The following is a 25,161-nucleotide window of genomic DNA, read 5'->3' as shown; positions in this document are numbered from 1 at the left end:
CGGCATTTCTTTTTAGAACCATTCCGAACCGGACGGCCCTCCGCCGCGTATAAGAACACCGAACGCCAACCGCACGCACAGGACCGAAACATGCAGGACATCACCGCCAAGCCCGCCAGCCATCCGCCCGTCAAGCACGGCAAGGTCGGCGTCCTGCTCGTCAATCTCGGCACGCCCGATGGTACCGACTACACATCCATGCGCCGCTACCTGAAGGAATTCCTGACGGACAAGCGCGTCATCGAATGGCCGAAGATCGCCTGGTATCCGATCCTGTTCGGCATCGTGCTCAACACGCGGCCCGGCAAGGTGGGCAAGGCATACGAGACGATCTGGAACAAGGACAGAAACGAGAGCTACCTGCGCACCTATACCCGCAGCCAGGCCGAGTTGATGGCGGCCTCGCTTGCCGAGCACAGCCACGTCGTCGTCGACTGGGCGATGCGCTACGGCCAGCCTTCCATCGCCTCGCGCATGGAATACCTCCAGAAGCAGGGTTGCGAACGCATCCTGGTCTTCCCGCTCTATCCGCAATATGCGGCAGCGACGACGGCGACCGTCAACGACAAGGCCTTCGAATTCCTGCTCAAGCAGCGCTGGCAGCCGGCGCTGCGCACCGTGCCGCCCTATCACGACGACCCGACCTATATCGACGCGCTCGCCGTCTCGATCGAAAAGCATCTGGCGACACTCGACTGGGAGCCGGAGCGCGTCCTGACCTCCTTCCACGGCATTCCGCAGAGCTATTTCGACAAGGGCGACCCCTATTACTGTCAGTGCCAGAAGACCGCACGCCTGCTGCGCGAGCGGCTCGGCTGGTCTGAGGAGAAGCTGATGATCACCTTCCAGTCCCGCTTCGGGCCGGAAGAGTGGCTGCAGCCGTATACGGACAAGACGGTCGAAAAACTTGCGCAGGACGGCATCAAGCGCATCGCGGTGCTCAATCCCGGCTTCGTCTCCGATTGCCTGGAAACGCTGGAAGAGATCGCCGAGCAGGCGGCCGAAAGCTTCCTGCACAATGGCGGCGAGAAATTCGCTCATATTCCCTGTCTGAACGACACACCCGAGGGCATGGCCGTTCTGGAGAAAGTTATCAGGCGCGAGCTTTCCGGCTGGATCTGATCCGGGATAAATCCTTCTCCCGTCCAAATAGACTGGCGTCGCGGGCCGTATTCCTTAAAGTGGCGCCGCGCCGCATTGTTGTTTGTTGGGGAGAAAGAATATGGAACTGGCCGGACTGGATATCGTCGTCATCGCGCTTGTGGTGCTTGTCATCCTCATCCTCTTCGCCGGGATCAAGACCATTCCGCAGGGCTACCAGTATACGGTGGAGCGCTTCGGCCGCTATACACGCACGCTGGAACCCGGCCTCAATCTGATCATCCCCTTCATTGACCGCATCGGCGCCAAGATGAACGTCATGGAGCAGGTGCTGGACATCCCGACGCAGGAGGTCATCACCCGAGACAACGCCAGCGTTTCGGCAGACGGCGTCGCCTTCTACCAGATCCTCAATCCCGCCCAGGCAGCCTATCAGGTCGCCAATCTGCAAAACGCCATCCTCAATCTCACCATGACCAATATCCGCTCGGTCATGGGCTCGATGGACCTCGACGAGCTTCTGTCCAACCGCGACGTGATCAACGACAAGCTTTTGCGCGTCGTCGATGAAGCCGCCAATCCGTGGGGCATCAAGATCACCCGCGTCGAGATCAAGGACATCGCGCCGCCGAAGGATCTCGTCGATTCGATGGGCCGGCAGATGAAGGCCGAGCGTGAAAAGCGCGCGCAGGTGCTGGAAGCCGAAGGTGCGCGCAATGCGCAAATCCTGCGCGCCGAAGGCGCCAAGCAGTCTGCCATCCTTGAGGCCGAAGGCCAGCGCGAGGCCGCCTTCCGCGACGCCGAAGCCCGCGAGCGCCTTGCGGAAGCCGAAGCCAAGGCAACGAGGATGGTGTCGGAAGCCATCGCCGCCGGCAATGTGCAGGCGATCAACTACTTCGTCGCGCAGAAATACACCGAAGCCATGGCCGCGATCGGCAAGGCGCCGAACTCGAAGATCGTGCTGATGCCGATGGAAGCCTCCGCGCTGGTCGGCTCGCTGGGCGGTATCGGTGCCATCGCGCGCGAAGTCTTCGGCGACGGCGGCTCTGCACAGGCTATCAACACGCCGCGCGTGAGGCAGGCAACGCCGGCAACCACCAACACTGCCTCGACGCCCGCCTTCCGCAACCCGTTCGACACGCCGCCGCAGGGAACGTGAGCATGATCCAGCGCATCGTCACGGAACTCGGCCCCTGGGCCTGGTGGGTGCTCGGGATCGTGCTCCTGATCCTCGAAGTCATGATGCCCGGCGTCTTCCTCGTCTGGATCGGCATCGCGGCGATCGTCACCGGCGCGCTTTCGCTGATCCTGTGGGAGAGTGCGTTCTGGACCTGGCAGGTGCAGTGGCTGATCTTCGCCGTCCTGTCGCTCGCTGCGGCCCTCGTCGGTCGGCGCATCGTCAATGCGCGCGGTCGGTCCTCCGACCAGCCGTATCTCAACCAGCGCGGCCAGAGCCTCGTCGGCCGTACGGCGACGCTGGAGCAGCCGATCGCCGAAGGGCGCGGCCGTATCCGTCTCGATGACACGATGTGGAGCGTTCAGGGACCGGACCTGCCGATCGGCGCGCGTGTACGCGTCACGGCCAGCAACGGCCGTGATCTTAACGTCGAACAGGTCTGATAGCGATCAGGCGACGCCGATCCGGAGCAGATCGTGGAAGTGCACGACGCCGACGGGGCGGAAGGTCTCGTCGGTCACGATCAGCGCGGAAATGTTGTACTGGTTGAGCAGGCCGAGCGCCGATGTCGCCAGCGTCGAGGGCTTCACCGTTTTCGGATTGCGCGTCATCAAGTCATCGACATCGAGTTCGGCAAGGTTGCGCGTCAGGTTGCGGGCGATATCGCCGTCCGTGACGATGCCGACGAGGATGCCCTCGTCATTGACGACGCCGACGCAGCCGTAGCGCTTCTGCGCGAGCGTCATGACGGCATCCTGCATCGAGGTGCCAAGGCCAACCAGCGGCATATTCTCACCGCTGTGCATGATATCGCCGACATGCGAAAGGCTTGCCCCCAGCTTGCCGCCGGGATGGAAGGTCTTGAAATCGGTCGCGGTGAAGCCGCGCGCTTCGAGAAGCGCAACGGCGAGCGCATCGCCGAGCGCCAGCTGCATCAGCGTGGACGTCGTCGGCGCGAGGCCGTGCGGGCAAGCTTCCTGTTCCTTCGGCAGCAACAGAAGCGTATCCGCCTCGCGCGCCAGGGCCGAGCGCTCACCCGAGGTGATGGCGATCAGCGGAATCTGGAAGCGGCGCGAATAGTTGATGATGCCTTGAAGCTCGGCACTTTCGCCACTCCAGGACATGGCAATGATGACATCGTCGCGCGCGATCATGCCGAGGTCGCCGTGATTGGCTTCGACGGGATGCACGAAGAAGGAGGGCGTGCCGGTCGAGGCGAAGGTCGCCGCGATCTTCGCGCCGATATGGCCAGACTTTCCAATACCCGTGACAACGACACGACCGCTGATGTCGCCGATCAGGCGCACAGCCTCGGAGAACGCATCGTAGAGCCCCCCTTGGAGTGCGGCCGAAAGGGCGACGAGCCCGGCCTTTTCCGTCTCAACGGTCCGAATTGCGGAGGCGATAGCGCCGTCGCCGTCAACGTTTGCCTGTCTTTTGATCATGCGGCCTCGTTATCTCCTTTGCCTGTCATTGTCCATGCACGAATGAAGGCACGGCGTTACGGCGTGTGAATCCGCTAACATCAACCAAGCGTTAACCACGACGGTTTACGTTCGCTTAGGAAATTCGGAAAGATCGCAGGCCGCAATCATGGCAGAGGCAAACAGAATGGATCGCGGGGCACGCCTGCCCCGCCCGTCGCGGCGTCTGGCCGGGCTTCTGCTCGCCGGGACGATGCTCGCGACGACACCCGCCCTTGCCCAGGATGCGACCGGCACGGACACCACGACCTTCGGCGAGCCTCTCCGAACACAGACCGGCACCACCGGCCAGACGGCGACCGCAACGGACGCGACGACCGGCGCGACCACGCCCATCCTCTCCGCCGACCAGCAGGCCGCGATTGCCGATGAGGACGTGACCGGTGCGATCCGCCGCACGGGGCCTGAATCCGAACGGCTGAACCTGGCGGAAGGATCTGTCGACGATCTGCGCAGCCGCACCGCCGACGACCCCTATGAGCCAACCGGCATCAGGCTCGGCACATTCGTGCTGAAACCCTCCCTGACGCAGGGCCTCGGCTTTGAGCGCAACCGCTCCGGCAACACATCGACGAACCGCACTTTCTCGCAGACCAGCATAAGGGGCTCGCTGACCTCGGACTGGTCCCGCCACCAGCTGACCATCGATGCCGAGGGCATCTACCAGCGCAATCTCAGCGGCACCGGGGAAACCGAACCGCAGGTCCGCATCAATGGCGACCTCCGGCTCGATCTCAGCGACGACACGATCGCCAACATTACCGGCGGATACGCTTTCGAGCGCGAAAGCTCGAGCGATCCCAATGCCGTCGATGGCGCGAGCGTCCAGTCCGGTCTACAGACTTTGACCGGCGGCGCGCGTGTCACACGCGATTTCGGCCTCATCCGCGGCACGCTCGGCACGCAGATCCAACGCCGCACCTACGGTTCGGCGACGCTCGGCGACGGCAGCAAGCTTGATCTTTCCGATCGCAACTATACCGAGGCGACCGTGACCGGCCGTGTCGGCTACGAGCTTTCACCCGCCCTCATCCCCTACCTCGAAGCGTCCGTCGGACGCTCGTTCTATGACGACAAGAGGGATTCGCTCGGCTACGAACGCTCCGCCACGACGCTTGGCGGCCGGGCCGGGGTGGAAGTGGACCTCGGAGAAAAACTACGCGGCGATCTCGGCGTCGGTTACGAACAGGCCTCGTTCGACGACAACCGCCTTGACGCGATTCGCGCGCTGACGGTCGACGGCTCCGTCTTCTGGTCACCGCAGCGCGGCACGGACCTGAGGCTCGGCTTGCAGACGCAGATCGAACCCTCCACCACCGGCGGCCAGAGCGGCTATGTCAGCTATGCCGCGAATGCCGAACTGACCCACGAACTACGCGACAATCTCGTCGCCCGCTTGAGCGGTGCTTATACGTGGCGCAACCTCCCGGAAGCGCTCGGCACCGACCAGAACATCTATCTGGTTGGCACGGGCCTGACCTGGAACATCAACCGCTGGCTGGCGATGACCGGCGACGTCTCCTATGAACTGACGCGCCAGGCGCGGGCATCCGACACCGGCGTCACGCGCGCCGGCATCGGCCTGACACTGCGCCGCTGATTACTTCAGTCCGGCGACGAGCTCTCTGAGCGGGCCTTCCACCGACGGGCGGATATCGGCGCGCGCCAGCGCGAAGGCGATGTTGGCGAGGATGAAGCCATCCTTGGCGCCGCAGTCATAGGTCTCGCCGCGGAAGTGATAGGCGGCGAACTGCTGGTCGTTCGCAAGTTTCACCATGGCGTCCGTCAGCTGGATCTCGTTGCCGGCGCCGCGCTCCTGGTTGGCGAGGATCGGGAAAATTTCCGGCTGAAGAATGTAGCGACCGTTGATGAAGAAGTTGGACGGCGCCGTGCCCGGTGCCGGCTTCTCGACCATCTTGGTGATGGCGAAACCATCGCCCACCTTCTCGCCGACACCGACGATGCCGTATTTGTGCGCCTGGTCGGGCGCACATTCCTCGACGGCAATGACATTCGCGCCGCTGTGCTCGAAGAGTTCGACCATGCCCTTCATGCAGCCCTTCTCGGCCTTCATGATCATATCGGGCAGAAGCAGCGCGAAGGGCTCGTTGCCCACCAGTTCACGCGCGCACCAGACGGCGTGGCCAAGGCCGAGCGGCTCCTGCTGACGGGTGAAGCTCGTCGAGCCAGCGACCGGCAGGATGCTTTCGAGCAGCGTCAGCTCGGCGGTCTTGTTGCGCTGGCGCAGCGTCTGCTCGAGCTCGACCTGGATGTCGAAATAGTCCTCGATGACCGCTTTGGAGCGCCCGGTGACGAAGATGAGGTGTTCGATGCCGGCGTCCAATGCCTCGTCGACGACGTACTGGATGACCGGCTTGTCCACGACGGTCAGCATCTCCTTCGGCACGGCCTTGGTGGCCGGGAGGAAGCGCGTGCCGAGGCCGGCCACTGGAAACACTGCTTTGCGAACCTTACGTGTCTGCGACATTCTTCACCTCTTCGAGCCCGTTGCCGTCATGGCCGGGGTCCATATGTTTGGGATTAGAATCGAATTGCTATTTTTTTGCAAAGAGAGACGGGACAAAAGTTTGATGGTAAAGAATTTGTTGACTTCGTTTTTATAAGTTTTGCGTTCAGCCGGTGGTTCCGCGCCATCGTACCGAAATTTGAGAAACGGACACGACAGCCGATGACACAGAATCTGAAGACCGTTCTGCGCCGATCTGCGCTTACCCTGCTCCTCTCGGCCGGGCTTTTCGCCCAGGCGACGGCCGCCCGCGCCGACGCCCGCTTCCAGAAATGGATCGCCGATTTCTACCAGACGGCATCGGATGCCGGCATCAGCAAATCGACCTACCAGCGCGCCTTTTCCGGCGTGAAGACGCCCGATCCCGAGGTGCTCGAAAAGGCTGCCTACCAGCCGGAATTCAAGCACACGATCTGGGATTACCTCGATTCGCGCGTCAATCCCTATACGGTGCGCATCGGCCAGGAAATGGCCGCCAAGCACGGCCGCACCCTTGCCGCGCTGGAGCGCCATTTCGGCGTCGACCGCAATATCCTGCTCGCCATCTGGTCGATGGAATCGAACTACGGCGCCGTCTTGAAGAAAGACGACCGACTGCACTATGTGCCGCGCGCACTGGCGACACTCGCCTATGCCGACAAGAAGCGCTCGAAATATGCCCGCACGCAACTGGTCGCGGCGCTGAAAATCATCCAGCGCGGCGATATCGATGCCGGCGATATGACCGGCTCCTGGGCCGGCGCCATGGGCCACACCCAGTTCATCCCGACGAGCTACCTGCTCTATGCAGTCGACGCCGACGGCAACGGTCATCGCGATATCTGGAATTCCGTGCCGGACGCACTGGCGACGGCGGCCAATCTGCTTGCAAAGAACGGCTGGCAGGGCGGCAAGACCTGGGGTTACGAGATCGTCGTGCCCGATGGCGGCAGCAAATATTCCGGCCAGACCAAATCGCTTGCCCAATGGGCTAAGCTCGGCTTCCTGCGTCCTAACGGCAGCGGCTTCAAGAACGGCACCGACCGCGCCGAGCTGAAACTGCCGGCAAACGGCGGACCGGGCTTCCTGATGACCAAGAACTTCTTCGTCATCAAGCGCTACAATGCGTCGGATTCCTACGCCATGGGCGTGGGCATGCTGGCCGACCAGATCGCCGGTTATGGCGGCGTCAAGCAGCGCTGGCCACGCCCGGACGGCACGCTCGACATGACGGAAAAGTTCGAGCTGCAGACGCGCCTCAAGGAACTCGGCTATTATGAAGGCGAGGTCGACGGCAATTTCGGCTCCGGTTCCAAGGCCGCAATCCAGTCCTTTCAAAACCGCATGGGCATGGATGCCGATGGCGAACCGAGCCAGAAGCTCCTGAAGGTTCTGCGCCGATAAATCCCGGCAAAACGAAATCGGGGCGCTTCGGCGCCCCTTTTGCGTTCTGGCGCTTCCTCTTGCCGGCGGCTTTTGCCATCATGCCGCCACCGCGCTCCGGCAGGATCGTGGTGCAGACGAAAGAGTTTTCGCGATGAGCATGCTGACGACCCGGATTGTGCGCCTCAGTCTCGCTTTTGCCCTTGTGGCAAGCGTGATGACGCCGATCGTGCCTGCGAGCGCCCAGGAGCGCGTCCAGCGCAAGTCGATCCTTCAGCTGCTTTTCGGCACGCCGAAACAGCGGGATATCGAGCCCGAGCCGCAAATCAAGAAGCCGCGCACCGTCAACCGCAAGAAAAAACAGCCTGCCGCCGTCGCAACAACACCTCAGCCGGCGGCCATCGAAAAGTTGCCCGACGCCAAGGTCGTGCTGGTCGTTGGGGATTTCATCGCCGGCAGTCTCGGTGAAGGCCTGATCGCCGCCTTCGAGGCCACGCCCGGCATCATCGTCGAGCGCCGCACGAACGGTTCCTCCGGCATCGTGCGCGAGGACTATTACGACTGGCCCCATACGCTGCCCACCCTCCTGTCCGAAACGAAACCTGCCCTGGTCGTCGTCAGCATGGGCGCAAACGACCGTCAGTCGATGAGCGTCGCCGGCCAGAAGGAGAAGTTCCGCTCCGAGGCCTGGACGAAGGAGTATGAAGCGCGCGTGGACCGGATTGCAGGCCTCGTGCGCAAGGACAGCAAGCCGCTCTTATGGATCGGCATGCCGGCCTTCCAATCCTCCGCCCAGACCGCCGACATGACGACGTTGAACAACCTCTACCGCGCTGGCGTGGAAAAGGCGGGCGGCGAGTTCATCGACATCTGGGACGGTTTCGTCGACGAGAACGGCAAGTTCGTCACATCAGGCTCTGACATCAACGGCCAGCAGGTGCGTCTGCGCGGTTCCGACGGCATCAATTTCACCAAGGCCGGCAAGCGCAAGCTCGCCTTCTATGTGGAGAAGGAAATCCGCCGCGTGCTCGGCGATGCCGTAAGCGGCGTCAGCCAGCAGGGCGACCTCAAGGACCTCATCGTCGCGACCCCCGCGACCGAAGACACGGAAATCACCAAGACCCAACCCATCGGCCTTGCCGATCCCGCACTTGACAGCGGCACGGCGCTGCTCGGCGGCACCGTCGTCAAAGGCAACGGCAAGAGCCTGCGCGAAAAGCTGATCGAAAAGGGCGAGATCGCCGATGCGCCGCTCGGCCGCGTCGATGATTTCCAGATGAAAAAAACCGCGACACCCTAAGTTCAGGCAACGATCCGCGGCAACGTGATCCGGGCGCAGAGGCCGGGATTGCGGTTTTCGAGGACGAGCGTGCCGTTCGCTTCCTCGACAAAACTCTCGGCGATGGCGAGCCCAAGCCCCGCGCCTTCGCTGGTCGTGTCGAGCCGTCCGCCACGTTTCAGCACGAACCCGATTTCGCTGTCCGGTATGCCGGGACCGTCGTCGCTGACCTCTATGAACGCCGCCCCGCCCTCGGCCCGGCCGGAAATGCTGACCGTGGTGCGGGCGTAGCGGGCGGCATTTTCGGCAAGGCTGCCGAGAACTTCCGCAAGGTCCTCCGCATCCATGCGCAGCACGAGGCCGGGCTCGATCTCCTGCTGCCAGTCGAGATCGCGGCCTGCCGGCGTGCGCGCGATGACGCTGACGACCTGCGCGGCGACGCGGCCGAGATCGCTGCGGGTCGGGTGGCTTCGCTCGGCCTGCCGGGCCCGCGCCATTTCATGGTCGACATGGCGGCGCATGCGCAGGATGATCGCCTCGATATCGCGCGCCACCGCCTCCTCCCCCCTTTCGCGCAGCCGCAGCACATCGCCGGAGAGGATTTGCAGCGGCGTCTTGAAACCATGCGCCAGGTCGGCTGCCCGCTCGCGGGCCTTGCGCAACTGGTTTTCCCGCGATTGAAGCAGCGCATCCACCTCCCCCGTCAGCGGCAGAACCTCGTCCGGAAAGTCGCGGCCGAGCCTTTCCGCCTTGCCTGCACGGATTGCGGAAAGGCGTGCCGTCAGCGTTGTCAGGGGGCGCAGGCCGACGAATATCTGCACGAAGCTCGCAGCCAGAAGCAGCGTAGCAAGCACCTGGAGATAGGGCAGCAGGTCACCCTCGAATTCATCGGTCGCGCGGGAAATGTCGCTCCGGTCGATGGCGACCGCGACCCGCATCGGTTTTGCGCCGGCCTGCGCCGGCGTCACGACCTCGCGCTCCACCAGAAGCAGCATCACGCCCCCCGGCCCCGGCACGGTTTCCATATGCACGACACCCGCGGCGATATCCGGCATCGTCAGCACGTCGTCCCAGAGCGAGCGTGAGCGCAGGCGTTTTCCGTCACTCTCGATCTGCCAGTAGAGGCCCGAGAGCGGACGGTCGAAGCGGGGATCGACCGGTGGCGCGGCGAGCACGAGCGCCGAGCCTGGCTGCTCGGCGATGCCGGCAATGATCTGGTTGAGATGCAGCACCAACTCGGAGGCGATGCGCCGCTCCACATGCCGCTCGAACAGGGTGGAAAGAACGAAGAAAGCCGCCACGAGGGCGGCGATGATGGAAGCAGCCCCCGCGAGGGCAAGCCGCAGGCGCAGCGAGCGCCGCGTCATGGTGCGTTTTCACCCATATAGTAGCCAAAGCCGCGGCGCGTGCCGATCGCCACCGCGCCGAGTTTCTTGCGCAGCCTTGCGACGAGCGCCTCCAGCGCATTGGCATCCCGCGAAAAATCATCGCCGTAGAGATGCTCCTGCAATTCGGTCGGCGGCACGATGCGGTCACGGTGGTGTCCGAGATAGCTGACAAGACGGTATTCGAGCGGCGTCAGCGCCTGCGGCACGCCGTTGACGCTGACGCGCATGGCGCGCGTATCGATCGACAGCGGCCCGACGGCGATGGTCGCTGCGCCATGACCGACGGAACGGCGGATCAGCGCACGGGCGCGGGCAAGCAGTTCCTCGAACTGGAAGGGTTTCGGCAGGTAGTCGTCAGCCCCCGCATCGATGCCTTCCACGCGCTCGGCCCAGCTGCCGCGCGCCGTCAGCACCAGCACGGGCATGTGGCGGCCATTGCCGCGCCAGCGCTTCAGAACCGACATGCCGTCCAAACCCGGCAAACCGAGATCCAGCACGATGAGATCGTAATCCTCGGTATCCCCGAGGAACCAGGCATTCTCGCCATCGGACGCGATCTCGACCGTGTAGCCGGCACCCGTCAGCACGGTGGAAATGTCGGCCGCGATGCGGGCATCATCCTCGACGAGTAGCAGGCGCATCAGTCGGCATTGTCCTCGATGATCGCCATCGACTTGGCATCGAGCTGAAGCTCGACGATCTGGCCGGAGGGCTGGATGAACTCCAGTTCGTATATATAGCGCCCGTCCTCGCGCTCAAGCTCCACTTCGATCAGATCGCCCTGAACGTGCTTGCGCGCCTCCGCGATGATCTCCTCCAGCGGCCGCACCAGCCCCTGTTCAAGCGCCTGGCGGGCCTGTTCATGCTCCAGCGCATCATCGTCGTCATCGCCATCGTTCGCAGGCGCGCCGATGGAGGGTGCCAGCGAGAAGGCGAGCAGGAAGACGAGAGCCGTCGGGAGGGGGGAAAGGAGCTTCTTGATCATGGGCTCTTTCATACGCTGACGAAGCTGACAATTCGCTGACAGGCGCTGTCAGGCAAGCAACAGGCGCCGCATGCGAAACCCTTTTCCGACAGCAAAGGAAAGGACCTGCCAATGCGTATCAGAACGATCGGCCTTCTCGCCGCAAGCCTCCTCGGCCTCGCCGTTGCCGCCCCTGCTTCCGCCGAGACCGCGCCTGCCCGCAAGACGCTGGAACAGGTGGTCACCGACCTCTCCGCCAGGGGCTATGCGATCCGTGAGATCGAGATGGACGACGGCCATTTCGAGGCGACCGTAATCGACCCCAAGAACATCGTCAGCGAAGCCAAGATCGACGGCGTCACCGGCGAAATCCTGCGCCTCGAGCGCAAGCACTGATCCCTCTCCCCTTCCCCAGACCATCATTCGAAAAGGATAATTCTCATGGCTAAGATCACCGGAACCTCCACTGCCAACACGCTCAAGGGCAAGTCCACGGCTGACGATATCTACGGCTATGCCGGCAACGACAAGCTGTTCGGCTTCGGCGGCGACGACGATTTGAACGGCGGCACCGGCAATGACTGGCTGCAGGGCGGCACGGGCAATGACGAGCTGACCGGCGGTGTGGGCCGCGACACCTTCGTCTTCTCCAGCGGCCGCGACGAGATCGACGACTTCTCCACCCGTGACGACAAGATCGTCATCGACACCAAGCTCGGCATCAAGTCCTTCGCCGACCTGATGAAGACCGCCAAGGTGGTCGACGGCGGCGAGGACGTGCGTTTCGACTTCGGCAAGGGCAACACGCTGACGCTTGAAGATACCAAGCTGTCCAGCCTGAAGGCCAGCCACTTCGCCTTCCAGAACGTCGACACGGCGGAACCGAAGGATCCGCTTTCGGGCCATGACACGCTGACCGGCAACGCCAAGGCCAACACGATCTCCGGCGGCGCCGGCAACGACAAGATCTACGGCCTCGACGGCAACGACAAGCTGAACGGCGACAGCGGCAACGACAAGCTCTATGGCGGCAACGGCCATGACGAGCTCGATGGCGGCACGGGCAACGACTATCTGTCGGGTGGTGCCGGCAATGATGAGCTGGAAGGTGGCGCCGGCAATGACCGCCTCAACGGCGGCTCCGGCGTCAACGAGCTCGAAGGCGGCGCCGGTCGCGACACCTTCGTCTTCGCGAAAGGCAAGACCGAGATCGACGACTTCAAGGCCGGCTACGACAATATCGAGATCGCCAAGTCGCTCGGCGCGTCGAGCTTCGCCGACCTCTCGAAATTCGCCCGCACGGCCGATGGCGGCCAGGATCTCGTACTCGACTTCGGCAAGCACGAACTGCGCCTCGAAGATACCAAGTTCTCAGAACTCTCGGCCTCGGACTTCCTCTTCGTCTGAGGATACGCTTCGCAAAACAAAAGAGCGCGCCGGTTTCCCGGCGCGCTCTTTCATGTTTTGAGCGGCTCAGCGCGGCAGCGTGGTCGCGCCCATCAGGGCTTCGTCGATGGCGCGTGCGGCCTGACGGCCCTCGCGGATCGCCCAGACGACGAGCGACTGGCCGCGGCGCACGTCGCCGGCCGTCCAGAGCTTGTCGACCGAGGTCTTGTAGTCGCGGTCGTTGGCGATGACATTGGACGAACCGCGCTTGTCGGTGTTGATCGCAAGCTTGTCGCCGAGGTCCTTCAGCACACTGTCGGTGAAGGGGCCGCGGAAGCCGATGGCGATGAAGGCGAGGTCGGCCTTGATGATGAACTCCGTGCCGGCGATCGGCTTGCGGCGATCATCCACCTGGCAGCACTTCACGCCGGTCAGGACGCCGTCCTCGTCGCCGACGAATTCGAGCGTGCCGACCTGGAATTCACGCACGGCACCTTCGGCCTGCGAGGAGGAGGTGCGCATTTTGGTCGCCCAGAACGGCCAGACGGCGAGCTTGTCTTCCTTTTCCGGCGGCTGCGGGCGGATGTCGAGCTGCGTGACCTTCACCGCACCCTGGCGGAACGCCGTGCCGACGCAGTCCGACGCCGTATCGCCACCGCCGACGACGACGATGTGCTTGCCACCGGCGACGATCGGCTCGGACGGCCAGCCGACGCTGTCGATGTTCTCGCGGCCGACGCGGCGGTTCTGCTGCACGAGATAGGGCATGGCATCATGCACGCCGGCGAAATCAACACCGGGAATGCCGGCGTCACGCGGGGTTTCCGAGCCGCCGCAATAGAGCACGGCGTCGTGCTCGGCGAGCATCTCCGCCATCGGCTTGTCGACGCCGACATTAACGCCGTAGTGGAAGGTCACGCCTTCGCCGCGCATCTGGTCGACACGGCGGTCGATGAAGTTCTTCTCCATCTTGAAGTCCGGAATGCCGTAGCGCAGCAGGCCGCCGGCCTTGGATTCGCGCTCGTAGACATGCACTTCATGGCCGGCGCGGGCGAGCTGCTGGGCAGCTGCCATGCCGGCGGGGCCGGAACCGATGACCGCGACCTTCTTGCCGGTCTTCACCGTCGCCGGCTGCGGCACGATATAGCCCATCTCATAGGCCTTGTCGGCGATCGCCTGCTCGACGGTCTTGATGGAGACCGGCGCATCCTCGAGGTTCAGCGTGCAGGCCTCCTCGCAAGGGGCGGGGCAGACGCGGCCGGTGAATTCCGGGAAGTTGTTGGTCGAATGCAGGTTACGGATCGCGTCTTCCCAGTTGCCGTTGTAGACGAGATCGTTCCAGTCCGGGATCTGGTTGTGCACCGGACACCCGGTCGGGCCGTGGCAATAGGGAATGCCGCAGTCCATGCAGCGCGCGGCCTGCTTCTGGACCTCGGGGTCCGACATCGGGATGGTGAATTCGCGGAAATGGCGGATGCGGTCGGAAGCCGGCTGATACTTCGCCACCTGCCGGTCGATTTCCATGAAACCAGTAACCTTGCCCACGTCAATAATCCTTGCTCAAGACGGTGCCTCGCGGCCCCGGACCGGTGCGCAGCTCCGCTGTCGCGCCGGTTAAGATGAATTCGATCCGGATGTCGCCGTCGCGCAGCCGGTCAGTGAAGAGAGGTGGACCGCCACCTTATTCGGCAGCGATCCCCATCCTCATGCGCTCCATCTCTTCGAGCGCGCGGCGGTACTCGACCGGCATCACCTTGCGGAATTTCGGACGATACTCGGCCCATTGGTCGAGGATCTCCTTGGCCCGCGGCGAGCCCGTATAGTGCAGATGGTTCGAGACCAGCTGGTAGAGCCGCTCCTCATCGTGGCGCGTCATGTCGTCGGACACGTCGACCATGCCCTTGTGCATGAGGTCGCCACCATGGTGGTGCAGCTTCTCCAGCATGTCGTCCTCTTCCGGCACCGGCTCGAGCTCGACCATCGCCATGTTGCAGCGGCGGGCGAAATCGCCGGCCTCGTCCAGCACATAGGCGACGCCGCCCGACATGCCGGCCGCGAAGTTGCGGCCGGTCTGGCCGATGACGACGACGACGCCGCCCGTCATGTATTCGCAGCCGTGGTCGCCCACGCCCTCGACGACAGCCACCGCACCGGAGTTGCGCACGGCGAAACGCTCGCCGGCCACGCCGTTGAAGTAGCACTCGCCGGAGATCGCACCGTAGAGCACCGTGTTGCCGACGATGATCGATTCATGCGGCACCGCGCGGTTGCCTTCCGGCGGACGCACGACGATGCGGCCACCCGACAGGCCCTTGCCGACATAGTCGTTGCCCGCGCCCACCAGATCGAAGGTGATGCCGCGCGCCAGGAACGCGCCGAAGGACTGGCCCGCCGTACCGTGCAGCTTCACGGAGATCGTGTCGTCCTTCAGGCCCTTGAAGCCGTAGCGCTTGGCAACCTCGCCCGACAGCATCGCGCCGGCCGAGCGGTCGACGTTCTTGATGTCGACCTCGAAGGCGACGGGCGTCTTCGATTCCAGCGCGGGTTTTGCCTCTTCGATGAGCTTGCGGTCGAGAACGTCCTGAATCGGGTGGTTCTGGCGCTCGGTCCAATAGGTCGCTTCCTTCGGCGCATCGACCTTGTGGAAGATGCGGGAGAAATCGAGGCCGTTGGCCTTCCAGTGCGAGATCATCGTCTCCTTCTCGAGCAGTTCCGAGGCGCCGATGATCTCGTTCAGCGAGCGCACGCCGAGCGAGGCCAGGATTTCGCGCACCTCTTCGGCCACGAAGAAGAAGTAGTTGATGACATGCTCGGGCGTGCCCTTGAAGCGCTTGCGCAGGACCGGATCCTGCGTCGCAACGCCGACCGGACAGGTGTTGAGATGGCACTTGCGCATCATGATGCAGCCGGCCGCAATCAGCGGAGCCGTCGCGAAGCCGAACTCGTCGGCACCGAGCAGCGCGCCGATGACGACGTCGCGGCCGGTCTTCAGGCCGCCGTCGACCTGCAAGGCGATGCGCGAGCGCAGCTTGTTGAGCACGAGCGTCTGATGTGTCTCGGCAAGGCCGATTTCCCAGGGGGAGCCGGCATGCTTCAGCGAAGTGAGCGGCGAGGCGCCCGTGCCACCATCGAAGCCGGCGATCGTGATATGGTCGGCGCGCGCCTTGGCGACACCGGCGGCAACCGTGCCGACGCCGACTTCCGAGACGAGCTTGACCGAGATATCGGCTTCCGGGTTGACGTTCTTCAGATCGTAGATCAGCTGCGCCAGGTCTTCGATCGAGTAGATGTCATGGTGCGGCGGCGGCGAGATGAGGCCGACGCCCGGTGTGGAGTGACGGGTCTTGGCGACCGTCGCATCCACCTTGTGGCCGGGCAGCTGGCCGCCTTCGCCGGGCTTGGCGCCCTGCGCGACCTTGATCTGCAGCATGTCCGCATTGACGAGATATTCCGTCGTCACACCGAAGCGGCCCGACGCGACTTGCTTGATCGCCGACCGTTCGGGGTTCGAGGAACCATCCGGCAGCGGCAGATAACGGTCGGCTTCCTCGCCGCCCTCGCCGGTGTTCGACTTGCCGCCGATCCGGTTCATGGCGACGGCCAGCGTCGTGTGCGCCTCGCGGGAAATCGAGCCGAAAGACATGGCGCCCGTCGAGAAGCGCTTGACGATATCGACCGCCGGCTCGACCTCGTCGATGCTGACAGGCTTGCGGCCGGCCGCTTCCGCGCCCTTGATCGAGAACAGGCCGCGGATCGTGTTCATGCGCAGCGACGAGGCATTCACCAGCTCGGCGAATTCCTTGTAGCGGTCCGCCGCGTTGCCGCGAACGGCATGCTGCAGCGAGGCGATGACGTCAGGCGTCCAGGCATGTTCTTCGCCCCGCATGCGATAGGCATATTCGCCACCGATATCGAGCGTGTTGGCGAGCAGCGGATCACGGCCGAAGGCGGCCTTGTGGCGGTTGAAGGTCTCCTGCGCGATCGCATCGAGGCCGATGCCCTCGATGGTCGTCGCCGTGCCGAAGAAGAACTTGTCGACCAGCTCGGACGACAGGCCGATGGCGTCGAAGATCTGCGCGCCGCAATAGGACTGGTAGGTCGATATGCCCATCTTGGACATGACCTTCAGGATGCCCTTCCCGATCGCCTTGATATAGCGATAGACGATTTCTTCCGAATCCACCTCCTTCGGGAACTCGCCGCGCTTGTGCATGTCGGTGAGCGTGTCGAAGGCGAGATAGGGGTTAATCGCTTCCGCGCCGTAGCCGGCGAGAAGGCAGAAATGGTGCACTTCGCGCGGCTCGCCGGTCTCGACGACGAGGCCGACCGAGGTGCGCAGACCCTTGCGGATCAGGTGGTGATGCACGGCGGCGGTCGCCAGCAGCGCCGGAATCGCCACGCGATCCGGGCCGATCTGGCGGTCGGAGAGCACGATGATGTTGTAGCCGCTGCCGACGGCCTGCTCGGCGCGCTCGCAGAGGCGGTCCAGCATTTCCGGCATGCTTTCCGCACCGCGCGAGACGTCATAGGTGAAGTCGAGCGTCTTGGTGTCGAAACGGTCCTCGACATGGCCGATGGAGCGGATCTTCTCCAAGTCGCCATTGGTCAGGATCGGCTGGCGCACTTCCATGCGCTTGGCCTTGGCGGCACCGCCATGGTCAAGGATGTTCGGGCGCGGGCCGATGAAGGAGACGAGGCTCATGACCAGTTCCTCGCGGATCGGGTCGATGGGCGGGTTCGTCACCTGCGCGAAGTTCTGCTTGAAATAGGTGTAGAGCAGCTTGGTTTTGTCGGACATGGCCGAGATCGGCGTGTCCGTACCCATGGAGCCAATCGCCTCCTGCCCCGTCGTCGCCATGGGCGACATCAGCAGCCGGGTGTCTTCCTGGGTATAACCGAAGGCCTGCTGGCGGTCGCGCAGCGAGACGTCGCGGCGCAGCGCCCGCGGCTCGACCGGGCCGAGGTCTTCCAGAATGATCTGGGTGTTGTCGAGCCAGTCACGATAGGGGTGCTTCTCGGCAAGCGCGGACTTCACCTCCTCATCGGAGATGATGCGGCCCTCTTCCATGTCGATGAGCAGCATCTTGCCGGGCTGGAGGCGCCACTTCTTGATGATGCTCTCTTCCTTGACCGGCAGCGTGCCGGCTTCGGAAGCGAGGATGACGCGGTCGTCGTCGGTGACGAGATAGCGGGCCGGGCGCAGACCGTTGCGGTCGAGCGTCGCGCCGATCTGGCGACCGTCGGTGAAGGCGACGGCGGCCGGGCCGTCCCACGGCTCCATCAGGGCGGCGTGGTATTCGTAGAACGCCTTCCGCTCGGGGCTCATCAGCTGGTTGCCGGCCCAGGCTTCGGGGATCAGCATCATAACCGCATGCGCCATGGAATAGCCGCCGCGCACCAAAAATTCGAGCGCGTTGTCGAAACAGGCCGTATCCGACTGGCCCTCGTAGGAGATCGGCCAGAGCTTGGTGATGTCCTCGCCGAACAGCGGCGAGGAGACGGAGGCCTGGCGGGCTGCCATCCAGTTGACGTTGCCGCGAAGCGTGTTGATCTCGCCGTTATGGGCCACCATGCGGTACGGATGCGCGAGCTTCCACGACGGGAAGGTGTTGGTCGAGAAGCGCTGGTGCACGAGAGCGACGGCGGACTCGAAGCGCGGGTCCGCGAGGTCCTTATAATAGGCGCCGACCTGATAGGCGAGGAACATGCCCTTGTAGACGATGGTCGTCGAGGAGAGAGAGACGGGATAGAAGTTGCTCTCTTCGCCCTCGTATTCGTCGTAAATGCGGTTGGAGATCACCTTGCGCAGCGTGAAGAGGCGGCGCTCGAACTCGCCGTTCGTCGCGGCATTGCGGCCCGCGCCGACGAAGACCTGAACGTGACGCGGTTCGGTGGCGGCAATCTCCGGCGCCTTGGACAGCGAGGAATTGTCGACCGGCACGTCGCGGAAGCCAATGAGGACCTGCCCCTCTTCAGCGACGACATCTCCGATGACCTTCTTGAAATAGTCGACGAGCGTCTCATCCTGCGGCATGAAGATGTGGCCGACGGCATATTCGCCCGCCTTCGGCAGGGTGATGCCCTGCTTTGCCATCTCCTCGCGGAAGAAACGGTCCGGAATCTGCACAAGGATGCCTGCACCGTCACCCATCAGCGGATCTGCGCCGACGGCGCCGCGATGCGTCAGGTTTTCGAGCATGAAAAGCCCGTCCTTGACGATCTGGTGCGACTTCTTGCCTTTCAGATGCGCCACGAAACCGACGCCGCAGGCATCGTGTTCATTGCGCGGATCATAGAGTCCCTGTTTTTTCGGCAGGCCCGGAGCGGAAGCGCGCGTTTTGGCGCCCGTCGCAGTCGTCTGCGCCCGGGTCTGCCGCAAATCATATGCTTGGGTCTTCTCCATCATCGTCGTCCCTCCTGTGGGGCCCGCATCCTGCGGACATTCGTTTTCGCCCGTGTGACTGCCGCCTGCCTTCCGGCAAGCCCGTCACCGAGCGCATTCTTCCTGAGCCTGATCCAGCCGAACGGACAGCCGACCAGATAACGATCATCGGACCATCCCGGCGTCGAACGGTGCGGCGTGCGCTCCCGTCCGGGCCATTTCCAGCGCAACCGCATCCCTGCAAGACGGCGCCGTTTCGGTCTTTTGACCGAAATAGGACAGGAGCCCTGTCCTATTTCACGAGTCCTATGCCAGAAACCTCCCACCGCCACAAGACCATCATGCCAAATAAACACCACCTCATGAAGAAAAATTGCCCGCTTTTTCGCAGGCTTGAAATTTAATTACAATTTGAGTGCGTAAATTTTCCGGAAGTTTCAATATTTGGCAAAGTGCGTTTTTCACCCCGATACGCCGATTGATCACAGGTGTTTCTGCATTATGGTCGTCGAAAATCGTCAATTCGCATTGGAAACAGCATGTTTTTCGCTTCCGACAACTGGGCAGGCGCCCATACCGACATCGCAAAGAGCCTCGTCGATGCCTCCGGCGGCTTCGCTTCCGCCTATGGCACCAGCGATCTCGACAAGCGTGTGGAAAAGACCTTCTCGGAGATTTTCGAGCGCGATGTCGCCGTCTTCTTCGTCGGAACGGGCACGGTGGCCAATTCAATCGCGCTGGCAAGCTTCAACCGGCCGGGCGGGCAGGTCTTCTGCCACCGCGAGGCGCACGTGAATGTCGACGAATGCAATGCGCCGGAATTTTTCGCGACCGGCAGCAAGCTGGTGCCGATCGACGGCCCCGCTGGCAAGATCGTGCCGGAGGCCCTTGCCGCCGCCATCGGCCGCTTCCCGCCGAATTTCGTGCATGGCGGCCAGCCGATGGCCGTCACCATCACCCAGGCCACCGAAGCCGGCACCGCCTATACGCTGGATGAGATTGCAGCGATTGCCGATGTCGTGAAAAAAGCAGGCCTGCCGCTCCATATGGATGGCGCACGCTTCGCCAACGCGCTGACGCATCTTGGCGCAACGCCGGCGGACATGACCTGGAAGCGCGGCGTCGACATCCTCTCCTTCGGCGGCACGAAGAACGGCTGCTGGTGCGCCGAGGCGCTGGTGCTGTTCGACACGTCCAAGGCGCAGCAGATGCATTTCCTGCGCAAGCGTTCCGCCCAGCTCTTCTCGAAGTCCCGCTTCATCGCCGCCCAGTTCGACGCCTATTTCCGCGACGGCCTGTGGCTCGATCTTGCCCGCCATTCCAACGGCATGGCCGCCCGCCTTGCCACCGGCTTCACCGCCTCCGATACGGCACGCCTCGCCTGGCCGACGGGCTCCAACGAGCTCTTCGTTATCATCCGCAACGACGCGATGAAGGCTTTGCAGGACAAGGGCGCCGTCTTCTACGACTGGCCGGCGGGGCCGGATGTGAAGGCGACGATGCGGGAGGATGAGACGCTGATCCGCCTCGTCACGAGCTTTGCGACGAGTGAGGATGACGTCGATCGTTTCCTCTCGGCGCTTTGACACGAAAAAAGGCGGTGCCTCGCGGCACCGCCCTCTTCATTCCCAATCGAGAGGCCGAGCTTAGTTGCTCTGCGCTTCGATCTGCTTGGCTTCGCGGTTGACGGCCGTGATCTCGATACGGCGCGGCTTGGCGGCTTCCGGAATGTCGCGCAGGAGATCGATGTGGAGAAGGCCGTTCTTCAGCGAAGCGGCACGGACTTCCACATGATCGGCGAGCTGGAAGCGGCGCTCGAAGGCGCGCTTGGCAATGCCGCGATAGAGATACTGGCTTTCATCAGCCGTTTCGTCCTTCTTCTCGCCCTTGACGGTCAGCGCATGTTCGCGCGCCTCGATCGACAGTTCGCTTTCGTCGAAACCGGCTACCGCCATGGTGATGCGATAGGTGTTTTCGCCGGTGCGTTCGATGTTGTAGGGCGGATAGCTCTGGGCCTGGTCAGGCTGGCCGAGACTGTCGAGCATGGTGAAGAGACGGTCGAAACCGACGGTGGAACGGTAGAGGGGGGAGAAATCGACGTGACGCATGGTGTCCTCCTTCAGAGCAACGGTTGCGATCTTCCAAAAAGCCGCCCCTGGTCTCAAATGGGTGCGGCCCGGTGGTTCATCCGGCCCCCGTCCCTTAAAGTGGCGACGGAAACCTCGACGGACCCTTTCGGCGCCCGTGACGATGAGATGGGAACGCGTTTTCGGGCGTTCAAGAGGGCACGATGCAATTTGCTTCGGATCTGGAACCAGGCGCAAATCCCGGCATAGTGGGATGCACTGGAGGACCATGACATGCACGTTTTGCAGACGACGCGGCTGACGCTCACCCCCTGCACCCCCGATGATCGCGCCGATTTCATCGCGCTCGAATGCGATCCCGAAGTCATGCACTTTCTCAACGGCGGACACCCCGTCGATCGTGCGAATGCCGATCCCAACGCGACGTTCCTCATGCCCGACGGTACCGAGCCCTATGTCTGGACGGCGCGGCGCACAGCCGGCGACGCCTTTACCGGCTGGTTCTGCCTATGGCCGGAAAGCAAGGACTTGGCCGAACTCGGATATCGCCTGCGCCGGGCGGACTGGGGCCAGGGGCTGGCGGCGGAAGGGGCTCTAGCGCTGGTCGAATGGGGCTTCGGGGACGGCGGCTATGACAGGATCGTGGCTACCACGATGGCGGTGAACCAAGCCTCGCGCCGCGTGATGGAAAAGCTCGGCATGCGCCACACACGCACCGAACACGCCGATTGGCCCGACCCCATTCCCGGCAGCGAACAGGGCGAGGTCTGGTACGAGCTAACGCGCGCCGACTGGCGCGGCGCCTGACCTCCCGTTTGCCCAAAAAGATTTTCGGCAGATGAACGCCGGATGAACGGCCGCTTCGGACAGCGTTCAGCTTCGCGCTGCTAGAACCGCAGCATCGGAAGCGAAAACTTCTGACGACCGGGGTGTAACGTCCCTTCCTCCCCGGTTAAATTGCGGCCGGACTGCATGTGCGCCACCCCCGTTGCCACATGCATCCGGCTTTTTTCTTTGACGGCGCCGGAGCGAGCGCCTATCCATCTTCCATCGACGCCCCTTTCATAGACGCTCGCCGAGACCTGTCTGCCCGATGGATTCCATCCTCCACGCCACAGCCGACAATCCGGTTCCTGAAAACCACTTCGCCGGCTTCATGGAAGGCCGCTGTGGCGTGAAGATCCGCTATGCCGTGTTCCGCTCGAAACAGCGCGAAGCCAAGGGTACGGTGGTGCTGCTCGGCGGCCGAAGCGAATGCATCGAGAAATATTTCGAGACGATCAACGACCTGACGGCGCGCGGCCTGTGGGTCGCCACCTTCGACTGGCGCGGCCAGGGCGGATCGGACCGGCTGGTATCCGGCACCCGCGCCGGCCATGTCGCCCGCTTTTCCGACTATGAGGCCGACCTCGCCCTCTTCCTCGAAAAGATTGTGCTGCCGGATGCCCGCCTGCCCTTCTACATCGTCGCCCATTCGACAGGCGCCCTTGTCGCCCTCTCGCAGGCGCCGGAGCTGGAAAACCGCATCGAGCGCATGGTGCTTGCCGCCCCCTTCATCGCGCTCGGCGGCCAGTCGATGAGCCAGCGCAAGATCACCGTCATCGCCCGCCTCGCTTCGCTGTTCGGTCTTGGCCGGCGCACCTTCCGCAAGGGCGATCCGTCGCTTGATTTTGCCAGCAATGTCGTCACCTCGGATGCGCGGCGCTTCGCCCGCAACACGGCGATCTTCACCGAACATCCGGAGCTGTCGATCAGCTGGCCGAGCGCGCGCTGGCTGAACGAGACGCTGAAGGCCATGGCACGCGTGACGCATCAGGATCACCTGACGCGCATCCGCATCCCGACCCTCATTCTCTGCCCGACGGCCGACAGGCTGGTGCCGCGCGCAACGATCGGCAACCTCGCCCGCATTTTCCGCGCCGCCCGCCTCATCGAGATCGACGGCGCAAAACACGAATTGTTCCAGGAATCCGACCGATTCCGCGCCCAGGCGCTGGCGGCGATCGATGCCTTCATTCCCGGCAGCGACGCCGAGGAAACCAACCTCGGCGCCTAACCGGTCAAGCCTTGAGAATTGCCATCGCCTGATCATAGACCGCGCGGCTGCCGGCCGCGATGATCTCACCGCCATTCTCCGCCGGCCCGCCATCCCACGTCGTGATGATGCCACCCGCCTGCTCGATGACCGGAATGAGACCGCCGACGTCATACGGCTTCAGCCCGCATTCCACGACGAGGTCGACATGGCCTGCCGCCAGAAGCGCATAGGCGTAGCAATCGACGCCGTAGCGGAACAGCCGCACCTTGTCCTGCACGGCCTCGAATCGGGTCTTGCCGCTATCCTTGAACAGATGCGGCGACGTCGTGAACAGGATCGCGTCCGACAAATTATTGCAGGCCCGCGTCGAGAGCACCTTTTTGCCGTCGGGGCCGGCATAATGCGAGGCCTTGCCATCGGCGAAGTAGCGCTCGCCCGTGAAAGGCTGGTCGATCAGACCCATCACCGCATCGCCGTTGCGATAAAGCCCGATCAGCGTGCCCCAGACCGGCACGCCGGAAATGAAGGCGCGCGTGCCGTCGATCGGATCGATGACCCAGACATATTCGCGGTCGAGACCGACCGAGCCGTGCTCTTCGCCGAGAATACCGTGATCGGGGAAATGCTGTTCGATCAGCGTGCGGATCGCCGTCTCGGCGGCGCGGTCGCCCTCCGTCACCGGATCGAAGCCGGCAGCCTCCTTGTTGACGACATCGGCGCCGACGCGGAAGCGTGGCAGGGTTTCCTTCTTGGCCGCCTCGGCAAGAAGGTCGAAAAAGGCGCGATCAGGCAACATGGAGGCTCTCTCGGAGGGATTTTTCACGCCTCTCAATACTGCATCGTCAGGCAAAACGGAACCGGATTGACGCAAAAGCGGCCCGAAGGCGAACGCAACATTCTTGCTTAGCGAATCGCAAATTTATCTCGCAGTTGCGCTTGACTCTTGTGCGACGCAACATTACCATTTCCTTACAGTCTTCACCGACTATAAATACCCTCCTTGGGTGTTTCCTCCCTAGACTTGAACCGCGCCGCAAGCGCGGTTTTTTTTGAAAGGGAAGCGGACCTATTCGGCGGCAAGCGCCCGGTCTGCGGCATATTCCTCGACATGCTCGGAAAAGTCCTGCAGGAAAGCGGAGATCGCCGTCTGCAGCACGGCGAAGTCCGGCCGCTTGGCGAGCGTCGTTTCATCGACGTAAAGCGACCGGTTCACCTCGATCTGCAGCGCATGCAGCCCCTTGGCCGGCCGGCCGTAATGCTCGGTGATGAAGCCGCCCGCATAGGGCTTGTTGCGCACGACGGTGAAACCCATGTCCTCGAGCAGCCGCATGGCGGTGCGCGAAAGATCGCCCGAGGCACTGGTGCCGTAGCGGTCGCCGATGATGAAATCCGGCCGGAGCCCCGAGCCAGCGACGCGGATATTGCCCGGCATGGAATGGCAATCGATCAGCACCGAGAAGCCGAAGGCGAGATGGGTGCGCACGACCAGGCGACGCAGGCAATCGTGATAGGGTTTATAGACCGTCTCCACCCGTTCCAGCGCCTCCTCGACGGGAAAGCGCTGGCGGTAGATCTCCATATTCTCCGCCACGACCCGCGGCACGGTGCCAAGGCCGCCGGCGACACGGATGGAATTGATATTGGCATAGGAGGGCAGCGCGCCCTCGAACATGCGCGGATCGAGTTCGTAGGGCTCGCGATTGACGTCGAGCCAGGCACGCGGGAAATGCGCGATCAGCATCGGCGCACCAAGTGCCGGCGCTACCGAGAAGAGTTCGTCGACATAATGATCTTCCGAACGACGGATGCCGAGCGCATCCAGCCGCGACTGCGCAAGAAAGCCCTGTGGATAACGGCGGCCGCTGTGGGGCGAGTTGAAGACGAGGGGCACGCTCTGCGAAACCGGCTCCAGCACTTCGAAATGGCTGTTTTCGATTGGGGCCCCCGCCATTGCAGTCCTTTAACATGCCTTGAAATCATTGCGTC

Annotated in this window: 21 protein-coding genes; 11 read left to right on the top strand and 10 right to left on the bottom strand. The window is 63.3% G+C overall.

Annotation, left to right across the window (positions count from 1 at the left end; all coding sequences use genetic code 11):
• Positions 1–90: 90 nt before the first annotated feature.
• The 3 genes from hemH (at position 91) to AC27VQ_RS07310 (ending at position 2,721) form a co-directional block, all read left to right on the top strand.
• Positions 91–1,122 carry a ferrochelatase gene (gene hemH / locus AC27VQ_RS07320; RefSeq protein ID WP_488715772.1) on the top strand — a complete coding sequence of 344 codons (1,032 nt, stop codon included), beginning with the start codon at positions 91–93 and terminating at the stop codon, positions 1,120–1,122.
• Between the two features lie 106 nt (positions 1,123–1,228).
• A complete protein-coding gene (locus tag AC27VQ_RS07315) occupies positions 1,229–2,260 on the top strand; it encodes an SPFH domain-containing protein (protein WP_488715870.1) in 1,032 nt (343 codons plus the stop codon).
• 2 nt (positions 2,261–2,262) lie between these two features.
• Positions 2,263–2,721, top strand: coding sequence for an NfeD family protein (locus AC27VQ_RS07310; protein WP_488715771.1), 459 nt, complete (start codon positions 2,263–2,265; stop codon positions 2,719–2,721).
• A 6-nt stretch (positions 2,722–2,727) separates the two neighbouring features.
• On the opposite strand, the gene AC27VQ_RS07305 is transcribed toward AC27VQ_RS07310, so the two are convergent.
• Positions 2,728–3,723 (bottom strand): KpsF/GutQ family sugar-phosphate isomerase, encoded by a 996-nt coding sequence (locus AC27VQ_RS07305; protein ID WP_313521932.1) that lies wholly within the window; start codon positions 3,721–3,723, stop codon positions 2,728–2,730.
• Positions 3,724–3,889: 166 nt separating this feature from the next.
• Here AC27VQ_RS07305 and AC27VQ_RS07300 point away from each other — a divergent pair, with 166 nt between their 5' ends.
• On the top strand, positions 3,890–5,362 hold the full coding sequence (locus tag AC27VQ_RS07300; RefSeq protein ID WP_488715770.1) for an outer membrane beta-barrel protein: 1,473 nt from the start codon (positions 3,890–3,892) through the stop codon (positions 5,360–5,362).
• On the opposite strand, the gene galU is transcribed toward AC27VQ_RS07300, so the two are convergent.
• A complete protein-coding gene (gene galU / locus AC27VQ_RS07295; RefSeq protein ID WP_313521928.1) occupies positions 5,363–6,250 on the bottom strand; it encodes a UTP--glucose-1-phosphate uridylyltransferase GalU in 888 nt (295 codons plus the stop codon).
• A 201-nt stretch (positions 6,251–6,451) separates the two neighbouring features.
• Here galU and AC27VQ_RS07290 point away from each other — a divergent pair, with 201 nt between their 5' ends.
• Both AC27VQ_RS07290 and AC27VQ_RS07285 read left to right on the top strand, forming a co-directional pair.
• Positions 6,452–7,672, top strand: a complete 1,221-nt coding sequence (locus tag AC27VQ_RS07290; RefSeq protein WP_313521926.1) for a lytic murein transglycosylase — start codon at positions 6,452–6,454, stop codon at positions 7,670–7,672.
• 139 nt (positions 7,673–7,811) lie between these two features.
• Positions 7,812–8,951 carry an SGNH/GDSL hydrolase family protein gene (locus AC27VQ_RS07285; protein WP_488715869.1) on the top strand — a complete coding sequence of 380 codons (1,140 nt, stop codon included), beginning with the start codon at positions 7,812–7,814 and terminating at the stop codon, positions 8,949–8,951.
• Between the two features lie 2 nt (positions 8,952–8,953).
• Here the strand turns inward: AC27VQ_RS07285 and AC27VQ_RS07280 are convergent, their stop codons facing one another.
• From AC27VQ_RS07280 to AC27VQ_RS07270, 3 genes are read right to left on the bottom strand one after another with little or no spacing between them, the layout of a single operon-like run.
• Entirely contained in the window at positions 8,954–10,297 is a 1,344-nt protein-coding gene (locus AC27VQ_RS07280) for a sensor histidine kinase (RefSeq protein ID WP_488715769.1), read from the bottom strand.
• A complete protein-coding gene (locus AC27VQ_RS07275; RefSeq protein ID WP_313521920.1) occupies positions 10,294–10,959 on the bottom strand; it encodes a response regulator transcription factor in 666 nt (221 codons plus the stop codon). Before AC27VQ_RS07275 ends, AC27VQ_RS07280 begins: the two co-directional genes overlap by 4 nt.
• Positions 10,959–11,303, bottom strand: coding sequence for a PepSY domain-containing protein (locus tag AC27VQ_RS07270; protein WP_313521918.1), 345 nt, complete (start codon positions 11,301–11,303; stop codon positions 10,959–10,961). The genes AC27VQ_RS07275 and AC27VQ_RS07270 overlap by 1 nt, the downstream gene beginning before the upstream one ends.
• 111 nt (positions 11,304–11,414) lie before the next feature.
• Between AC27VQ_RS07270 and AC27VQ_RS07265 the strand changes: the two genes are divergently transcribed.
• Together AC27VQ_RS07265 and AC27VQ_RS07260 are read left to right on the top strand one after the other, a co-directional pair.
• Positions 11,415–11,678 carry a PepSY domain-containing protein gene (locus AC27VQ_RS07265; RefSeq protein WP_488715768.1) on the top strand — a complete coding sequence of 88 codons (264 nt, stop codon included), beginning with the start codon at positions 11,415–11,417 and terminating at the stop codon, positions 11,676–11,678.
• 45 nt (positions 11,679–11,723) lie between these two features.
• Entirely contained in the window at positions 11,724–12,689 is a 966-nt protein-coding gene (locus AC27VQ_RS07260; RefSeq protein WP_488715767.1) for a calcium-binding protein, read from the top strand.
• A gap of 66 nt (positions 12,690–12,755) precedes the next feature.
• Here AC27VQ_RS07260 and AC27VQ_RS07255 read toward each other — a convergent pair whose 3' ends face one another.
• Together AC27VQ_RS07255 and gltB are read right to left on the bottom strand one after the other, a co-directional pair.
• Positions 12,756–14,213, bottom strand: a complete 1,458-nt coding sequence (locus AC27VQ_RS07255) for a glutamate synthase subunit beta (protein WP_488715766.1) — start codon at positions 14,211–14,213, stop codon at positions 12,756–12,758.
• Between the two features lie 136 nt (positions 14,214–14,349).
• Positions 14,350–19,074, bottom strand: a complete 4,725-nt coding sequence (gene gltB, locus AC27VQ_RS07250) for a glutamate synthase large subunit (RefSeq protein WP_488715765.1) — start codon at positions 19,072–19,074, stop codon at positions 14,350–14,352.
• Positions 19,075–19,589: 515 nt separating this feature from the next.
• Here gltB and AC27VQ_RS07245 point away from each other — a divergent pair.
• The gene (locus AC27VQ_RS07245) at positions 19,590–20,636 is read left to right on the top strand and encodes a threonine aldolase family protein (RefSeq protein ID WP_488715764.1); all 1,047 of its coding nucleotides are present in this window, start codon (positions 19,590–19,592) and stop codon (positions 20,634–20,636) included.
• Between the two features lie 60 nt (positions 20,637–20,696).
• On the opposite strand, the gene AC27VQ_RS07240 is transcribed toward AC27VQ_RS07245, so the two are convergent.
• Positions 20,697–21,158, bottom strand: a complete 462-nt coding sequence (locus tag AC27VQ_RS07240; RefSeq protein WP_488715763.1) for an Hsp20 family protein — start codon at positions 21,156–21,158, stop codon at positions 20,697–20,699.
• Positions 21,159–21,410: 252 nt separating this feature from the next.
• On the opposite strand from AC27VQ_RS07240, the gene AC27VQ_RS07235 reads away from it, so the two are divergent.
• On the top strand, positions 21,411–21,944 hold the full coding sequence (locus AC27VQ_RS07235; protein WP_488715762.1) for a GNAT family N-acetyltransferase: 534 nt from the start codon (positions 21,411–21,413) through the stop codon (positions 21,942–21,944).
• 286 nt (positions 21,945–22,230) lie between these two features.
• A complete protein-coding gene (locus AC27VQ_RS07230) occupies positions 22,231–23,193 on the top strand; it encodes an alpha/beta fold hydrolase (RefSeq protein WP_488715761.1) in 963 nt (320 codons plus the stop codon).
• 4 nt (positions 23,194–23,197) lie between these two features.
• On the opposite strand, the gene hisN is transcribed toward AC27VQ_RS07230, so the two are convergent.
• Positions 23,198–23,971, bottom strand: coding sequence for a histidinol-phosphatase (hisN, locus tag AC27VQ_RS07225; RefSeq protein WP_488715760.1), 774 nt, complete (start codon positions 23,969–23,971; stop codon positions 23,198–23,200).
• 270 nt (positions 23,972–24,241) lie between these two features.
• Positions 24,242–25,126 (bottom strand): N-formylglutamate amidohydrolase, encoded by an 885-nt coding sequence (locus AC27VQ_RS07220; RefSeq protein WP_488715759.1) that lies wholly within the window; start codon positions 25,124–25,126, stop codon positions 24,242–24,244.
• Positions 25,127–25,161: the final 35 nt, after the last annotated feature.

This window comes from Shinella sp. 20P9.1.1, assembly GCF_057798995.1.
This window is presented reverse-complemented; position numbering and strand designations above follow the sequence as displayed.

Excerpts from the sequence above, each read along its gene's own strand:
- AC27VQ_RS07300 (WP_488715770.1), top strand. The coding sequence starts at position 3,890 with ATGGATCGCGGGGCACGCCTGCCCCGCCCGTCGCGGCGTCTGGCCGGG.
- AC27VQ_RS07245 (WP_488715764.1), top strand. The coding sequence starts at position 19,590 with ATGTTTTTCGCTTCCGACAACTGGGCAGGCGCCCATACCGACATCGCA.
- AC27VQ_RS07230 (WP_488715761.1), top strand. The coding sequence starts at position 22,231 with ATGGATTCCATCCTCCACGCCACAGCCGACAATCCGGTTCCTGAAAAC.
- AC27VQ_RS07290 (WP_313521926.1), top strand. The coding sequence starts at position 6,452 with ATGACACAGAATCTGAAGACCGTTCTGCGCCGATCTGCGCTTACCCTG.
- AC27VQ_RS07220 (WP_488715759.1), bottom strand. The coding sequence starts at position 25,126 with ATGGCGGGGGCCCCAATCGAAAACAGCCATTTCGAAGTGCTGGAGCCG.
- AC27VQ_RS07270 (WP_313521918.1), bottom strand. The coding sequence starts at position 11,303 with ATGATCAAGAAGCTCCTTTCCCCCCTCCCGACGGCTCTCGTCTTCCTG.
- galU (WP_313521928.1), bottom strand. The coding sequence starts at position 6,250 with ATGTCGCAGACACGTAAGGTTCGCAAAGCAGTGTTTCCAGTGGCCGGC.
- AC27VQ_RS07275 (WP_313521920.1), bottom strand. The coding sequence starts at position 10,959 with ATGCGCCTGCTACTCGTCGAGGATGATGCCCGCATCGCGGCCGACATT.
- gltB (WP_488715765.1), bottom strand. The coding sequence starts at position 19,074 with ATGATGGAGAAGACCCAAGCATATGATTTGCGGCAGACCCGGGCGCAG.
- AC27VQ_RS07280 (WP_488715769.1), bottom strand. The coding sequence starts at position 10,297 with ATGACGCGGCGCTCGCTGCGCCTGCGGCTTGCCCTCGCGGGGGCTGCT.
- hemH (WP_488715772.1), top strand. The coding sequence starts at position 91 with ATGCAGGACATCACCGCCAAGCCCGCCAGCCATCCGCCCGTCAAGCAC.
- AC27VQ_RS07265 (WP_488715768.1), top strand. The coding sequence starts at position 11,415 with ATGCGTATCAGAACGATCGGCCTTCTCGCCGCAAGCCTCCTCGGCCTC.
- AC27VQ_RS07305 (WP_313521932.1), bottom strand. The coding sequence starts at position 3,723 with ATGATCAAAAGACAGGCAAACGTTGACGGCGACGGCGCTATCGCCTCC.
- AC27VQ_RS07260 (WP_488715767.1), top strand. The coding sequence starts at position 11,724 with ATGGCTAAGATCACCGGAACCTCCACTGCCAACACGCTCAAGGGCAAG.
- AC27VQ_RS07310 (WP_488715771.1), top strand. The coding sequence starts at position 2,263 with ATGATCCAGCGCATCGTCACGGAACTCGGCCCCTGGGCCTGGTGGGTG.
- hisN (WP_488715760.1), bottom strand. The coding sequence starts at position 23,971 with ATGTTGCCTGATCGCGCCTTTTTCGACCTTCTTGCCGAGGCGGCCAAG.
- AC27VQ_RS07285 (WP_488715869.1), top strand. The coding sequence starts at position 7,812 with ATGCTGACGACCCGGATTGTGCGCCTCAGTCTCGCTTTTGCCCTTGTG.
- AC27VQ_RS07235 (WP_488715762.1), top strand. The coding sequence starts at position 21,411 with ATGCACGTTTTGCAGACGACGCGGCTGACGCTCACCCCCTGCACCCCC.
- AC27VQ_RS07240 (WP_488715763.1), bottom strand. The coding sequence starts at position 21,158 with ATGCGTCACGTCGATTTCTCCCCCCTCTACCGTTCCACCGTCGGTTTC.